15 protein-coding genes are annotated in these 13143 nt (G+C 70.0%); 8 read left to right on the top strand and 7 right to left on the bottom strand.

Annotated elements, in window-relative coordinates; genetic code table 11:
• Nucleotides 1–21: 21 nt before the first annotated feature.
• On the bottom strand, nucleotides 22–678 hold the full coding sequence (locus BLS43_RS17270; protein WP_176921385.1) for a response regulator transcription factor: 657 nt from the start codon (nucleotides 676–678) through the stop codon (nucleotides 22–24).
• A 295-nt stretch (nucleotides 679–973) separates the two neighbouring features.
• Between BLS43_RS17270 and BLS43_RS17265 the strand changes: the two genes are divergently transcribed.
• The 3 genes from BLS43_RS17265 to BLS43_RS17255 are packed head-to-tail and all read left to right on the top strand — an operon-like array spanning nucleotide 974 to nucleotide 2666.
• Complete coding sequence (locus BLS43_RS17265; RefSeq protein WP_093085877.1) at nucleotides 974–1909, top strand: TIGR03619 family F420-dependent LLM class oxidoreductase; 936 nt, start codon at nucleotides 974–976, stop codon at nucleotides 1907–1909.
• Complete coding sequence (locus tag BLS43_RS17260) at nucleotides 1906–2193, top strand: hypothetical protein (protein ID WP_093085874.1); 288 nt, start codon at nucleotides 1906–1908, stop codon at nucleotides 2191–2193. The genes BLS43_RS17265 and BLS43_RS17260 overlap by 4 nt, the downstream gene beginning before the upstream one ends.
• 29 nt (nucleotides 2194–2222) lie before the next feature.
• On the top strand, nucleotides 2223–2666 hold the full coding sequence (locus BLS43_RS17255; RefSeq protein ID WP_093085871.1) for a nuclear transport factor 2 family protein: 444 nt from the start codon (nucleotides 2223–2225) through the stop codon (nucleotides 2664–2666).
• Here BLS43_RS17255 and BLS43_RS17250 read toward each other — a convergent pair.
• Both BLS43_RS17250 and BLS43_RS17245 read right to left on the bottom strand, forming a co-directional pair.
• Nucleotides 2650–3561 carry a 2-dehydropantoate 2-reductase gene (locus BLS43_RS17250; protein WP_093085868.1) on the bottom strand — a complete coding sequence of 304 codons (912 nt, stop codon included), beginning with the start codon at nucleotides 3559–3561 and terminating at the stop codon, nucleotides 2650–2652. The genes BLS43_RS17255 and BLS43_RS17250 overlap by 17 nt on opposite strands.
• Nucleotides 3561–4103, bottom strand: a complete 543-nt coding sequence (locus tag BLS43_RS17245; protein ID WP_093085865.1) for an HD domain-containing protein — start codon at nucleotides 4101–4103, stop codon at nucleotides 3561–3563. The genes BLS43_RS17250 and BLS43_RS17245 overlap by 1 nt, the downstream gene beginning before the upstream one ends.
• Before the next feature lie 447 nt (nucleotides 4104–4550).
• Between BLS43_RS17245 and BLS43_RS17240 the strand changes: the two genes are divergently transcribed.
• The 5 genes from BLS43_RS17240 (at nucleotide 4551) to BLS43_RS17220 (ending at nucleotide 9977) form a co-directional block, all read left to right on the top strand.
• Nucleotides 4551–4835, top strand: a complete 285-nt coding sequence (locus BLS43_RS17240; protein ID WP_093085863.1) for a hypothetical protein — start codon at nucleotides 4551–4553, stop codon at nucleotides 4833–4835.
• A 327-nt stretch (nucleotides 4836–5162) separates the two neighbouring features.
• Nucleotides 5163–6533, top strand: a complete 1371-nt coding sequence (locus tag BLS43_RS17235) for an ABC transporter substrate-binding protein (RefSeq protein ID WP_176921384.1) — start codon at nucleotides 5163–5165, stop codon at nucleotides 6531–6533.
• Between the two features lie 605 nt (nucleotides 6534–7138).
• Nucleotides 7139–8245, top strand: a complete 1107-nt coding sequence (locus tag BLS43_RS17230; protein ID WP_176921383.1) for an ABC transporter substrate-binding protein — start codon at nucleotides 7139–7141, stop codon at nucleotides 8243–8245.
• Nucleotides 8246–8516: 271 nt separating this feature from the next.
• Nucleotides 8517–8798 carry an SDR family oxidoreductase gene (locus BLS43_RS17225; RefSeq protein WP_281245846.1) on the top strand — a complete coding sequence of 94 codons (282 nt, stop codon included), beginning with the start codon at nucleotides 8517–8519 and terminating at the stop codon, nucleotides 8796–8798.
• A 144-nt stretch (nucleotides 8799–8942) separates the two neighbouring features.
• Nucleotides 8943–9977 carry an aldo/keto reductase gene (locus BLS43_RS17220; protein ID WP_245707547.1) on the top strand — a complete coding sequence of 345 codons (1035 nt, stop codon included), beginning with the start codon at nucleotides 8943–8945 and terminating at the stop codon, nucleotides 9975–9977.
• Nucleotides 9978–10022: 45 nt separating this feature from the next.
• On the opposite strand, the gene BLS43_RS17215 is transcribed toward BLS43_RS17220, so the two are convergent.
• From BLS43_RS17215 to BLS43_RS17200, 4 genes are all read right to left on the bottom strand, one after another.
• Complete coding sequence (locus BLS43_RS17215; protein ID WP_093085848.1) at nucleotides 10023–10988, bottom strand: NADPH:quinone oxidoreductase family protein; 966 nt, start codon at nucleotides 10986–10988, stop codon at nucleotides 10023–10025.
• An 88-nt stretch (nucleotides 10989–11076) separates the two neighbouring features.
• Nucleotides 11077–11868, bottom strand: a complete 792-nt coding sequence (locus tag BLS43_RS17210) for an SDR family NAD(P)-dependent oxidoreductase (protein ID WP_093085845.1) — start codon at nucleotides 11866–11868, stop codon at nucleotides 11077–11079.
• Nucleotides 11865–12329 (bottom strand): nuclear transport factor 2 family protein, encoded by a 465-nt coding sequence (locus BLS43_RS17205; protein WP_218129876.1) that lies wholly within the window; start codon nucleotides 12327–12329, stop codon nucleotides 11865–11867. Before BLS43_RS17205 ends, BLS43_RS17210 begins: the two co-directional genes overlap by 4 nt.
• Nucleotides 12330–12343: 14 nt before the next feature.
• A complete protein-coding gene (locus BLS43_RS17200) occupies nucleotides 12344–13132 on the bottom strand; it encodes an ABC transporter ATP-binding protein (RefSeq protein WP_093085842.1) in 789 nt (262 codons plus the stop codon).
• Nucleotides 13133–13143: the final 11 nt, after the last annotated feature.

Genomic DNA, 13143 nt, shown 5'->3' with positions numbered 1-13143 from the left:
GGCGGCCCCGGTCTCGCCGACTCAGCTGCTCGGGGGCCCGCCGAGCAGGAAGCGCCGGGTGCCCGCCCAGTAAGCGAGCTCGATCCGTCGGGTGACGCCACACTTCTTGATCAGGTTGGCCACGTGGAACTTCGCCGTGGTCTCTCCGATGTGGAGCTCGAGGGCGATCTCCTTGTTGGTGCGCCCGAGCACGGCGAGCCGGAGCACCTGGCTCTCCCGGGCGGTCAGCCGGGGCAGGGGAGGGACCATCTCCACGTCGCCGCGAACCCGGTCGATGTTGCAGACCGTCGACCCGTGGGAGACGGCCGAGATGGCAGCCTGGATGTCGTGGAGCTCGGCGTTGCGGGACAGGATCCCGGACAGGCCCAGGCGGAGCAGCTGTGCGATCTGCACCTTCGGGAGCGGCACGGCGAGCACGACCACGCTCAGGGCTCGACTGATGAGTTGGTCGAGCTCGTCCCGCTCCGTCACGGTCACAGCTCGGTGCGGGAGGTCGACCACGACGACGTCCGGGCGGTTCGCCGCGACGAGGTGCAGTGCGTCGTCGACCGTCGCCGCGGTCCTGACGACCTCGATCGAGTAGGAGTTGCGGCCCAGCTGCGAGAGGCCCTGGCGCATCAGGGGCTGGGGTGAGATCGCCAGCACCTGGATGCAGGCGACCGCGGGAGCGAGGGTCATCCCGCTGCTCGGTCGCGTCTCGTCGGCACGTCGCGCGGGCTCGAGATCGAGAGCGCTGGCGTTCACCAGGTCCGGCACGACGGGGTCTCCTGTTCTCTCGCGGCCGGCCGACGTCGCCGACGAGCCGCCCTGTCTCTTCTCGGATCGACCTGCTGGAGGCCGGAGGCACCGCATCCCGGCGAGCGCGGCACGGTCCGGCACCGGCCTGCGGGACGCGTGAGATGATCCGCCGCGGTCTTAATATGATAAGGTAAATTCGTCGCATCGCGTAGACGCATCGACATAGGAGTCGCTCGTGGACGTCGGTTGCCTGGTTCCCTTCGGCGACAGCGCCGATCTCGCCCGCTTCGTCCCTCGCGTCGCCACCGGTGTGGAGGAGCGGGGCTTCGGATCGCTCTGGCTCGGTGAACACACCCACCTCCCGGTCGACACTCGGTACCCGGACGCGGGGGACAAGGCCCTCCCGGAGCGCTACCGGCGCTTTCCCGACCCCTGGGCGGTGCTGGCAGCCTCTGCGCCACTCACCCGCCGTATCCGGCTCGGCACCCTGATCGCGCTCGTCGCCGAGCACATGCCGCTCGCCCTGGCCAAGGCGATCGCCACCGTGGACCGGCTCTCCGGAGGCCGGGTCGAGCTCGGGGTGGGCTACGGGTGGAACCCTTTGGAGATGGTCAACAACGGCATCGAGCCGCGGCGCAGGCGGGTGCACCTGCGAGAGAACATCGCCGCGATGCAGAAGCTCTGGACCGGCGACGCGGCGGCCTTCGACGGGGAGGTGGTGCGGTTCACCGAGAGCTGGTCGCTCCCCGCGCCGGTGCAGCCAGGGGGACCGAAGATCCACCTGGGCTGCTCGCCGAGCGAGCGGAACCTCGCGGACCTGGTGGCGACGGCAGACGGCTTCTTCCCTCACCGCGGCCTGCTCTCGTCGGACTGTACGGCCGACATCGCCCGGGTACGTGACACGGTGGCGGCCGCCGGGCGGGACCCCGGCTCCGTCGAGATCGGTATCGCGTATTCGGGGACCTCGTGGGGGCGCGCCGACCTGGAGAAGTTCACCCGTCGACTGCCCCCTGTGGACGAGCTGCAGAGCCTGCGCGAGCTCGGGGTCGCACGCGTCGTCTGCTCGATCCCGGCCGGTCCCGGTGACCTGTTCGAGAGGTCGCTCGACGCCTGGCGCGAGCGGGCCGACCACGCCGGAGTACTGGGCAGCCCGGACCCGGTGACCGCATGAGCGCGTTCCCGCCGCTCTCCGAGGTCGACGAGGTTCGGCTGGCCCTCTATCGCGCGGTCCGCGAGCGGGGGGACACCGAGGAGTCGAACGCGCTGGAGCTGACCACGAACGCGGAGGTCGAGATCACCGAGGGCTCGGCCCGGGTCACCAGCATCCGCCTCGTCCTCGGGGGCGTCCCGCGCGATCCGCACATCGTGTCGGGGGAGCGGGTCGTCGACGAGCTGGTCCGCGCCGCAGACGGCTCCTGGACCGTGGTGCGACGGAACCCGCCGGCGACATCGTGAGCGGGCCGGTGGCGGTCCCGAGGTTTCCCATGGACGCCCTCGAGCGGATGCTCGCCCGCTACAGCGCCTGTGCCGACCGGGCACCGGAGGCCGAGGGCTGGGAGAGCTGCTTCCTGCCCGACGCCGAGGTGCGGATCTTCGGTCCTGGGCGGGACGTCCCCCTCGTGCTGGCAGGCCGGGACGCGGTCGGCGCGGCGTTCGACGGCGTGGCCGATCCGGTCCCCCATCTGCACCTCGTGACGAACACGGTGATCGAGCCCGACGGTGCCGGGGTGCGGCTGGACTCCTGCTTCGCGCGGCTCGACCTGATGGGGGAGGGCCGGATCGGCTCCTTCGGCCGGTACCTGGACCGGGCCGTGCCCTGCCGCGACGGCCGGTGGCGCATGAGCCACCGCGACATCCGGGTCCTCGCCCGCCTGTCCGGTCGTGAGAAGGGCCGCGGGAACGGACCCCGGATCAGCACGCCCCGGTGAGGAGGGCAGCGATCGCCCGGTGCAGCGGAGCCTCGACCCCCAGCCGTTCAGCACGGCGCGCGACGGCGCCGTAGATGGCGTCGTGTTCGGTGGGCCGGTCGGCGAGTCGGTCCTGGTACATCGATGTCATCGCCTCCGCCGATCCAGGCGACCTGAGCGTGGTGAGGACTCGATCGACGTCCTCTGTGGACAGGCGTGCACCCTCTACCCGGGCGAGAGGCAGGATCTCCATCATCACCGCCCGCGCGAGCTCCGCGACCTCTGGGATCTGCAGCACCCCCATGCGCTTTCGGGTGAGTGCGGTGAGCCCGTTGGCCGCCGCATTGACCATCAGCTTGCGCCAGGCCTCGGTGCGGAAGTCCGGACTCCGCTCGATGACGACAGCCGTCCCGGCGAACAGTTCGGCGAGCTCTCCTGCCAACGGGACGTCCTCGGTGACGACCCGGGCCTGGCCGCGTTGGTGGACGAGCCCGGGCGCTCGTAGCTCGGCGCCGCAGTACACGGCTGTCTCGAGGAGCTGGGCGCCACGGATCAGCGGTGTGATGGTCTCCCGCTGCTCGATGCCGTTCTGGAGGCTGACCACCCGCGTGTTCGGCGAGCAGAGCCGCGTGAGCCAGGCCTCCGCAGACCGCGTGTGCTGCGCCTTGACAGCGACGAACACCCAGTCGAGGCCCTGCCAGTCCGTGGGGACGGAGCCGGGGTCGGTGAGGCAGTGCACCCGGGCGTCGTACGGCCCGATCTCCGACTCGACCCGCAGCCGCGTGAAGGGGCGTCTGGCGCAGTAGGCGACCCAGCCACGGGCGGGGGGCACCTGGGCGCCGAAGAAGGCCCCGATCCCGCCGGATCCGACGACGGCGCAGCGCGGCCGCACCCGCCCGGTGGTCGCGACCGGCATCACGCGGACGCGCGGGCGCGCACCGGCTCGGCGAGTACCCGGTGCACCATCGGCTCGAAGAACGACAGCGGGCGGGTGTCGTAGTCCGGATCGAAGGCCGCCTGGTCCCAGTCGTCGCTGAAGCACAGCGCGATCCCGTACCAGGGCTCGTCCGCCCAGCGCAGGTAGGTGGTCCGCTCGAGCCCCATGTGCTCGTTGTAATAGCGGCCCTGGAAGTCCGAGTGAGTGCGGACGATGTGGTAGGCGTCGTCTCCGACGTAGGGTCGCAGCAGCTCGGCGGCAACCTTTCCGTGGGCCGGGCCTGCGGTCAGCTCGGCTACGTCGTGGAAGAGGGCGGCGACGACCAGCTCGTCGTCCGCGCCTGCCCGGAAGGCCCGAGTGGCGGTCTGCAGCTGGTGGGTCAGATGGTCGGCGTCGAAGACGGTCAGGGTGGCGCTCGTCCGTAGGAGGTCCAGCAGTGGCCCCGCGACCCGTCGCGGGGCGGCGGCGGCCCGGCGTGCACGCCACTCGTCGGCGGAAACGGCATCGAGTCGTCGCACCATTGCGGTTCACCCTTCATCGGGGTTGTCGACCAGGGCGGCCTCGTACGGACGGGACGATTCAGGCCACCGGGAGAAGCGAACGCCGTCGTCAGGGCGCCACTTGCCCATCAATGTTATCAGCTTTACGCTGACGCGGCCTACTGTGACTGACGTTACAGCTCGCCGACGCAGAGGCAGGGTTCGAGGCGGTTGGGGGTCCGCGTGAGCGGTGCTCGTCGTCGCACTCCGACGCAACACGCGGCACGGTCGAGACTCGTCTGGCGGGCTCCAGTCCGGCCCCGGTACTCCCAGACTCAGGCAGAAGGGGCCAGGGTGAACAGATCACTCAGGACGCAGCCTCCCCGGCCGCCGCCCTCGAGGGCCTCCAGTCGGTGTCCTGGACCCCGCCCGTCGAGCAGGCCACTCCGTTCGACGTCCAGATGCTGAACGACTTCCCAGGCCGGCTACGTGAAGCTGAGCCGGGCGACCGTACAGGGCTACGCGATGGCGGACATGTTCCTGTCGCAGCTGGCGGCGGCCGGCCCCGATCTGAACACGAAGACGTTCGATCAGGCGGTCAACGGTGGGGGCTATACCTACACCTCGTCGACGCCCGGTGGTCCGGCGAGCCTGCCGTACCCGGCGGGGCACGTCACGCAGGCCGACTGCGGGGCCGCGATGCAGCTGATCAACAACAGGTATGTGGTCCGAGGTGCGTACACGTGCTTCTCATCCGTGCAGTCCAGGCCGTGACCCGGTCGAATCCGAATCCTGGAGGTCGGGTGGCGCAGCGGCTCGGCTCGGCGAATCCCTCTTGTCAAGGAATGTGATCAGCTTTACGCTGTCGCGGCGCCACTGTGATCGCGGTTACACAAGGGTTCCGGTGCGCGCAGTCGCAGGCCGGGAGCCTCCCGGCGCGGAGAGGAAGCGGTGCACGCATGTCCGTGCCCGTGGACCTCGAAAGCACGTTGAAGGCGGCGTGGGTGGCGACGACGGTCGCACTCCACGCCGCCCGTTCGGGTCGGGGCCGAGCGTCCACGATCGCCGCCGTGGCGAGTGGAACTGAGGCGAGGAGCCAGGGTGAAGAGGTCCGTAGTAGCGGTCGCGGTCGCCGTCGTGGCGGTTGCGACAACAGTTCTGGCCGGATGTGGCTCGGGCTCCGGTTCGGGAGCGTCAGCCAATCCGTCCAGTACCGTCGACGCGTCGGGTGATACCGGCGGGGCGCTCAATGCCGTCGGTGTCGCTCCCGAGGTCGCTCAGAAGGTCAATGGTCTCCCGCTCGCCGGCACGCCGGGGTCGGGGCTGACTCGTGGGGTGACCGCGACCTCGGTCAAGGTCGGGTGCGTGAACCTGAACGCGTTCTTCCCGAACCCCGATACCGCGTTCAAGGCGCGGATCGACCGGGCGAACGCGGCGGGTGGTGTCAATGGCCGCAAGATCGACTTCCTCGGCTGCAACGACGACGGCGGCAGTGCCGACGCCAACCTCGCCATCAGCAAGCGTCTGGTCGAACAGGACCAGGTGTTCGCGATGATGCAGTTCAGTACCTTCGCGACCCCGCAGGTCACGGACTATCTCAACCAGAACGAGGTGCCGTTCTACGGCTGGGGCTTCCTGCCCGGGTTCTGCGGTACCCGCTGGGGGTTCGGCTTCAACGGATGCGTCGTCAGCAGCGGCATCAGCTCGATCCCGTACGGCTGGGCGCTCACGGCCAACAACTCCATGTTCCCGGCCTCGGGCATCCCATACCAGGACATCAAGGTCGCGTTCATCGGGACCGACAACGACTCCTCGCGGTCGTCGTTCGACGATGCGGAGAAGGTTCTCAAGGCCGACGGCGGCCAGACCGTGTACAACAAGTCGATCATGCCGCTGACCGGCGTCACCGACTACAGTCCGTACATCCGGCCGGCGCTGGCCGAGAAGCCGAACGCGGTCGACCTCAACGTCGGGCTCGCGACCTTCGGGCAGGTCGTGGCGGCGCTGAAGGGCGGCGGCTATACCGGTCCTGTCTTCAACACCTCGGGCTACCTGCCGGGGCTGCTCGAGCGTCAGCCGGCGCTGGCCGCGGCGTTGGAAGGTTCCTACTCGTTGTCCGTGATCCCGCCGGTCGAGATGAAGACGCCGTTCAACGACCAGATGGTGAAGGACTTCGAGGGCGCCAACGTGCAGCTGAGCCAGGCGACCATCTTCGCCTACGCCCAGGCGGACATGTTCCTGTCGCAGCTGGCGGCGGCCGGCCCTGACCTGAACACGAAGACGTTCGACCAGGCGGTCAACGGTGGGGGCTATACCTACACCTCGTCGACGCCGGGTGGTCCGGCGAGCCTGCCGTTCCCGGCGGGGCACTTCGTGCCGGCCGACTGCGGCGCTCCGATGCAGGTGGTGAACAAGAAGTACGTGGTCAAGGGTCCGTACAAGTGCTTCACCTCGGTGCAGACCAGGCCGTGAGCCGGTCGTCGACCGAGTAGCGAGGAAGCCGGGGTCGGGAGGCATCTCCCGACCCCGGCCCGTGCCGGCCGGATCCCCCTTGCCAATGATTCTTATCAGCTTTACGCTGTCGCGGCGCATCCGTGGTCGCGATGACGAGCGAGGCCGTCGCCGCGCCGGCCGGGAGATCCCCGCCGCGCCGCGGCCGACAGCCGTCTGTGTCCACACCTTAGACCAGCAGGAATCTCGGGGCGGCGCTCGCGGGGGCGACGAGCTCGCCGCCGGGATGGAGCCCGTTTGTGTCCGAGGCGTGGCCGCGGTGGTCGCCGCCGTGGCGAATGGAACTCAGGCAAGGAGCCAGGGTGAAGAGATCTGTAGTGTCGGTCGCGGTCGCCGTCGTGGCGGTTGCGACAACAGTTCTGGCCGGATGTGGCTCGGGCTCCGGCGCGGGAACGACCAGCAAGCCGACCAGCACCGTCGACGCGTCGGCCGATACCACCGGCGCCCTCAATGCCGTCGGTGTCGCTCCCGAGGTCGCTCAGAAGGTCAATGGTCTCCCGCTCGCCGGCACGCCGGGGTCGGGGCTGACTCGTGGGGTGACCGCGACCTCGGTCAAGGTCGGGTGCGTGAACCTGAACGCGTACTTCCCGAACCCTGACACCGGGTTCAAGGCGCGGATCGACCGGGCGAACGCGGCGGGTGGTGTCAATGGCCGGATGATCGACTTCCTCGGCTGCAACGACGACGGCGGCAGCGCGGACACGAACCTCGCGATCAGCAAGCGTCTGGTCGAACAGGACCAGGTGTTCGCGATGATGCAGTTCAGTACCTTCGCGACCCCGCAGGTCACGGACTATCTGAACCAGAACGAGGTGCCGTTCTACGGTTACGGGTTCCTGCCGGGTTACTGCGGTACCCGCTGGGGGTTCGGCTTCAACGGCTGCCTCGTGAGCAACGGGGTGACCTCGCTGCCCTACGGGTTCGCCTACTCGGCCAACAACTACGAGCTGCCGGCCTCGGGTCTCGACTACCCCGACATGAAGGTCGCGTTCATCGGGACCGACAACGACTCCTCGCGGTCGTCGTTCGACGACGCGGAGAAGGTTCTCAAGGCCGACGGCGGCCAGACCGTGTACAACAAGTCGATCATGCCGCTGACCGGGGTCACCGACTACAGCCCGTACACCCGCCCGGCGCTCGCGGCCAAGCCGAACGCGGTCGTCCTCAACGTCGGACTCGCCACCGTCGGCCAGGTCATGGCAGCGCTCAAAGCCGGGGGCTACACCGGCCCGGTCTTCAACCCGTCGGGCTACCTGCCGGGCTTGCTCGAGCGTCAGCCCGCGTTGGCGGCGGCTCTCGAGGGCTCCTGGTCGGTGTCGCAGACACCGCCGGTCGAGATGAAGACACCGTACAACGAGCAGATGGCCAAGGACTTCCAGGCCGACAACGTGGAGGTGAGCCAGGCGACCGTGTACGGCTACGCGATGGCGGACATGTTCCTGTCGCAGCTGGCGGCGGCCGGCCCCGATCTGAACACGAAGACGTTCGATCAGGCGGTCAACGGTGGGGGCTATACCTACACCTCGTCGACGCCGGGTGGTCCGGCGAGCCTGCCGTTCCCGGCGGGGCACTTCACGCAGGCCGACTGCGGCGCCCCGATGCAGGTGGAGAACAAGAAGTACGTGGTCCGGGGCCCGTTCAAGTGCTTCGCCTCGCTGCAGAGCAGGCCCTGACCCGAACCGAAGGACAGGGACGTCGTACGGGGCCCGAGTGCGGCCCCGTACGACGTCCTCCCCGGCTGCAGCCCGGACTCCCGCTCGGCGTCACCGATGACGCCGGCGTGCGAGCAGCGGTGGGCCGGCCTTCCGCGGCGACCGCCCACCTCGACTCATCGATCGACGATGCCGGCGTCGCCCAGGGCTGGACGCTGTGGAGCAGCTCGCCCGCACTGCGGCGCTCGAGCTCGCCGCGGCGAAGATCCGGGTCGACATCGTCTGACCGGGTCTGACCCGCACCGCTGCGACTGAGGGCATGTTCGACCACCGTGCGACCCTCCAGGCCTTCGTCGAACGCATCCCGCTCGGTCGCGGCGGAGAGCCCGACGAGGTGGCCGAAGCCGTGCGGTTCCTCGCGGGCCCGGAGTCGAGATTCGTCACCGGACAGACGATCTCCGTCGACGGCGGTCTGGAGCTGCGAGGCCATCCGGACCTCGCTCCGCTCGTCGAGGCGATCTACGGGGCGCAGGCCGTCCAGTCGGCGCGGGCGGGCCGGGTCCCGCACCGCTGAGAGGCGAGACTGCGTCCTGGCCCGCGCGTCGAGCGGGCCGCGCCCCGCCGACTGCGAACCCATCACACACGAGGAAGTGATCTGGTGGAACATCGAGTACTGGGTGGTACCGGAGTCCGGGTGAGCCCGCTGACGCTCGGAGCAATGCTCTTCGGTTCGTCGATGCGGACGCCCGACGGGGCGACCGTGCCGAGTCCCGATGGGGCGAAGGAAGGGGTGCGGACTATCCACGCCGCGCTCGACGCCGGGATCAACGTCATCGACACCGCCGACGCCTACGCGGGTGGCGAGTCCGAGGAACTGATCGGCCGGGCGCTCAAGGGCCGGCGGGACGACGTGCTGATCGCGACGAAGGCTCATGTGTCGATGGGCGACGACCCCAACATGCGCGGCAACTCGCGCCGCTGGATCGTGCGTGCCTGCGAGGCGAGCCTGCGTCGCCTCGGGACCGACTACATCGACCTCTACCAGATGCACCGGCCCGATCCGGTGTGCGACATCGACGAGACCCTCGGCGTGCTCTCCGACCTCGTCCACGCGGGCAAGATCCGTTACATCGGTGGCTCGGGCTACACCGGCTCGGCGATCGTCGAGGCCCAGTGGACGGCGGAGCGGCGCTGTCGCGAGCGGTTCGTCAGCGAGCAGGCGCCCTTCTCGATGATCGTTCGCGGCATCGAGGCGGACGTGCTGCCCACCTGCCGCCGGCACCGGATGGGCGTCCTCGCCTATGCGCCCCTCGCGCACGGATGGCTCTCGGGGCGGCTTCGCAGCGCTCAGCAGGACCCGACCAGCCGCCGCGTCGCCGCCATCAGCTCGACCCAGGCGGCCAAGCCGTCGAACGCACCCAAGACCGCGGCCGTCGACGCCCTCGCCGCGCTCGCCGACGAGATCGGTGTGCCGCTCGCGCAGCTCGCCGTCGCCTGGTCGGCGAATCATCCGGCGGTGTCGTCCGTGATCGTCGGGGTCCGCAGTGTCGAGCAGCTCGAGGGTCTGCTGCCCGCGATGGAGGTGACGCTGGACGACGGGGTGCTCGACCGGATCGACGAGATCGTGAGTCCCGGGACGACCGTGGACCCGAACGACTCCGGCGACGCCTGGCTCTACGGCCGTCTGGTCCGCAGGGACGTCAGCGTCAACCGACGAGCGACCGCGCCGGGCGGACTTCCCGAGCGGGGCTGAGCAGGCGGTGCCCGGGCCGGCTGACCGGACCCGGGCACCGCCTGCTCACGGGACGACGACGGCCTTGCCGAGGACTCCGCGGCGGGCGAGCAGCCCGACCGCCTCGGCCGCGTCCTCCAACCCGTAGGTGTGCTGGACCGGCGGGTCGATCGCCCCGGTCGACGCGAGCGCCATCAGGTCGTCCCACATCTCGCGCATCACTCCGGGGTGGGTGTTGGACCACACGCCCCAGGCGACGCCGCGCACGTCGACGTTCTTGAGCAGCAACCGGTTCACCTTGACGCTGGGGATCTCGCCGCCGGTGAAACCCAGGACCAGCAGCCTGCCGGCCGGGGCGAGGGAGCGCAGCGAGTCCGTGAAGCGATCGCCCCCGACCGGGTCCACGACGATGTCGGCGCCACGCCCGCCCGTCAGACCGAGTACCGCGTCACGGAACCCGTCGACGAGGACCGCCTCGTGCGACCCGACCTTTCGGGCGAAATCCGCCTTCTCCTCGCTGGAGACCACCGAGATCACCCGCGCGCCCAGGGCTCGTGCGATCTGGATGCTCGCGGTTCCGATCCCACCCGCGGCGCCCTGGACGAGGACGGTCTCGCCTTCGCGGAGCCCACCCCGGTCCCGGAGCCCGAAGAGCATGGTCAGGTAGTTCAGGGGATAGCACGCGGCCTCGACGAAGCCGATCCCGTCGGGGAGCGGGAGCACTCGGGCGACCGGCGCTTTCGCCAGCGGCGCGAACCCGCCGACCACGGGATAGGCGGCCACCCGGTCCCCGACGGAGAAGCCGGAGCCCTCGGGGGCCTGGCGGACCGTACCGGCGATCTCTCCACCCAGGGTGAACGGGAGCTCCGGCTTGTACTGGTAGAGGTTGCGACTCATCAGCAGGTCCGGGAAGTTCACCCCGGCGGCCGCCACCTCCAGCAGCACTTCGTCGGGGCCGGCCACGGGTTCGGGGATGTCGAGCACCTGGACGGACTCCGGCCCGTCGGTCCGGGTCACTCTGGCTGCGCGCACGGTCGTTCCTCACGTTGAGATCGGCGGGGATCGTCGAATTTGTCGGGGTTCACGGTTCGGGCCGCGGCTCGGAGCCCGGACGGCCGGCTCAGGAGATGAAGATGCCGCCGTTGGGCGACAGCCACTGCCCCGTCGAGTAGGCGCTCTCGTCCGAGGCGAAGTGCAGCACCGCATAGGCGATGTCGTCCGCCGCACCGAGCCGGCCGAGCGGGATCGACGCGAGGGCCTTCTGTCGCCGTTCCAGCGGGTAGCGGGTCGCCATGCCCGCGTCGATGCTGCCCGGGGCGACCGCGTTGATCCGCACGCCGTGCGGGCCGAGGCTGCGGGCGAGCGAGCGGACCATCGCCATGATGCCGCCCTTGGCGGCGGAGTAGTGGGCTGCTCCGTGCCCGGTCAGCTGGGCGATGCTGGTGATGCACACGATGGACCCGCTCCCGCGCGGGACCATCGTTGCGGCGGCGGCCCTGGTACAGAAGAAGGTGCCGTCGAGGTGGACTCCGATCATCCGCCGCCAGTGCTCGTCGGTGATGTCGGTGATGGGTCGCCGGATGGGGTCCAGGATGGACTCCGCAGACACCCCGGGGTCCGCCGTGGCGCTGACCCCGGCGTTGTTGACGAGGATGTCGATCCGGCCCCATCGGGACCCGAGCTCGGCGAAGGCGGTGTTCACGGCGGCGGAGTCGGACACGTCGAACGGCACGGCGAGGGAGTCCGGGCTGGTGGCGCGACACTCGGCGGCGACCTTCTCCGCGGCCTCGGCGTCGATGTCGTTCACCCCGACGGTCGCGCCCTCGCGGGCGAACAACCGCGCGATGGCTCCGCCGAGTCCGCCTCCGGCTCCGGTGATCAGGGCGGTCCGGCCATCGAGGCGTCCGGTCATGAGTGAGTCCTTCCGGTGCTGTCGTCCCGGGCAGCTGAGTCGAGCGAGGGGGTCCCCCCGATGTGCTCGACGGCGGTGAAGCGGCGGGACTCGATGCGCCACCGCCCGTCGGTCCTGAGCAGGCGGTCGTCGTAGGTGCCTCGGACCTGGACGGCGAGGCTGCCGTCGGGCCGGTAGAGCAGGGCGTCGACGTAGGAGCGGGCCTCGGCGGTGTCCCCGCCGACGGTGCTCTCGACGTTGGTGATGCGGTGCAGGGTCCTCCCGTAGGGGAGGTGGACCTCCTCCATGTACGCGGTGACGGTGTCGCCACCGCGCCAGCTGCCGAGCCTTCCGTAGTCGAGGAGGCAGTCGTCGGTGAAGCACGTGCGGAAGGCTCGCCAGTCCCGCCGGTCGATGGTGTTCGCGTACCGGACGACCACGGCGGAGATCGCGTGGTGGTCCGGTTCCGTGGGCGTGGGCACGGTGTGTCCTCTCGTCAGCCGAAGTAGGCGTCGCGGACGGCGGGGTTCGCTCGTACCTCCGTCGGGGTCCCACTCGCGAGCACCGAGCCGAGGTTCAGCGCGACGACCCGGTCACAGGTGGCCATGACGAAGGGGACGTCGTGCTCCACCAACAGCACCGTGCAGTTGTCCTGCTCGCGGACGTCGGCGATGGCGCGGGCCAGGATCTCGGCCTCGGTGTGGTCGAGGCCGGAGGTGGGCTCGTCGAGCAGGAGCAGGGACGGCTGTCCGATGACTGCCCGTGCCAGCTCCACCATCCGGATGGTGCCGATCGGCAGCCGCCCCGCGGCCACGTCCTTCGTCGCCGTCAGGCCGAAGCGGTCCAGGATCTGTGCGACGTGCTCCCTGCGGACGGCGTCCTGGCGGCCCTTCAGCCCGACGAGGTCGGCGAGGAACCGGCCCCGCCCCTGGGCCTCGAGCGCGACCAGGATGTTGTCCTCCACGCTGAGCCAGCCGAAGGGCTGGGACCGCTGGAAGGTCCGGCGCATGCCCATGCGGGAGCGCTTGACCGCCCCCGCGCCGGTCACGTCGCGTCCGGCGAACGAGATCGACCCGTCGGTCGGGGGCCGGACACCTGAGATGACGTCGAAGAGGGTCGTCTTTCCGGCGCCGTTGGGGCCGATGACCCCGACGACCTCTCCGGGGGCCAGGTCGAAGGAGACGTCCTTCAGAGCGTGCACGCCGCCGAACCGGACACTGATCGATCGCAGCTCCAGCAGGGCCTGCGCCACGGTGGCCCGTGGCGCGTAGGCGACGTCGGTCATCGGCTCAACCT

The sequence above is a fragment of the Pseudonocardia oroxyli genome (assembly GCF_900102195.1).
GTDB classification, from domain to species: domain Bacteria; phylum Actinomycetota; class Actinomycetes; order Mycobacteriales; family Pseudonocardiaceae; genus Pseudonocardia; species Pseudonocardia oroxyli.
The sequence above is the reverse complement of the archived record's forward strand: the minus strand, read 5'-3'. Positions and strand labels throughout refer to the sequence as shown.

What these genes read in the sequence shown, in the direction of transcription:
- BLS43_RS17270 (WP_176921385.1), bottom strand. Translation starts at nt 678, where the DNA reads ATGACCCTCGCTCCCGCGGTCGCCTGCATCCAGGTGCTGGCGATCTCA.
- BLS43_RS17260 (WP_093085874.1), top strand. Translation starts at nt 1,906, where the DNA reads ATGAGCGCGTTCCCGCCGCTCTCCGAGGTCGACGAGGTTCGGCTGGCC.
- BLS43_RS17255 (WP_093085871.1), top strand. Translation starts at nt 2,223, where the DNA reads ATGGACGCCCTCGAGCGGATGCTCGCCCGCTACAGCGCCTGTGCCGAC.
- BLS43_RS17250 (WP_093085868.1), bottom strand. Translation starts at nt 3,561, where the DNA reads ATGCCGGTCGCGACCACCGGGCGGGTGCGGCCGCGCTGCGCCGTCGTC.
- BLS43_RS17245 (WP_093085865.1), bottom strand. Translation starts at nt 4,103, where the DNA reads ATGGTGCGACGACTCGATGCCGTTTCCGCCGACGAGTGGCGTGCACGC.
- BLS43_RS17220 (WP_245707547.1), top strand. Translation starts at nt 8,943, where the DNA reads ATGCTCTTCGGTTCGTCGATGCGGACGCCCGACGGGGCGACCGTGCCG.
- BLS43_RS17210 (WP_093085845.1), bottom strand. Translation starts at nt 11,868, where the DNA reads ATGACCGGACGCCTCGATGGCCGGACCGCCCTGATCACCGGAGCCGGA.
- BLS43_RS17200 (WP_093085842.1), bottom strand. Translation starts at nt 13,132, where the DNA reads ATGACCGACGTCGCCTACGCGCCACGGGCCACCGTGGCGCAGGCCCTG.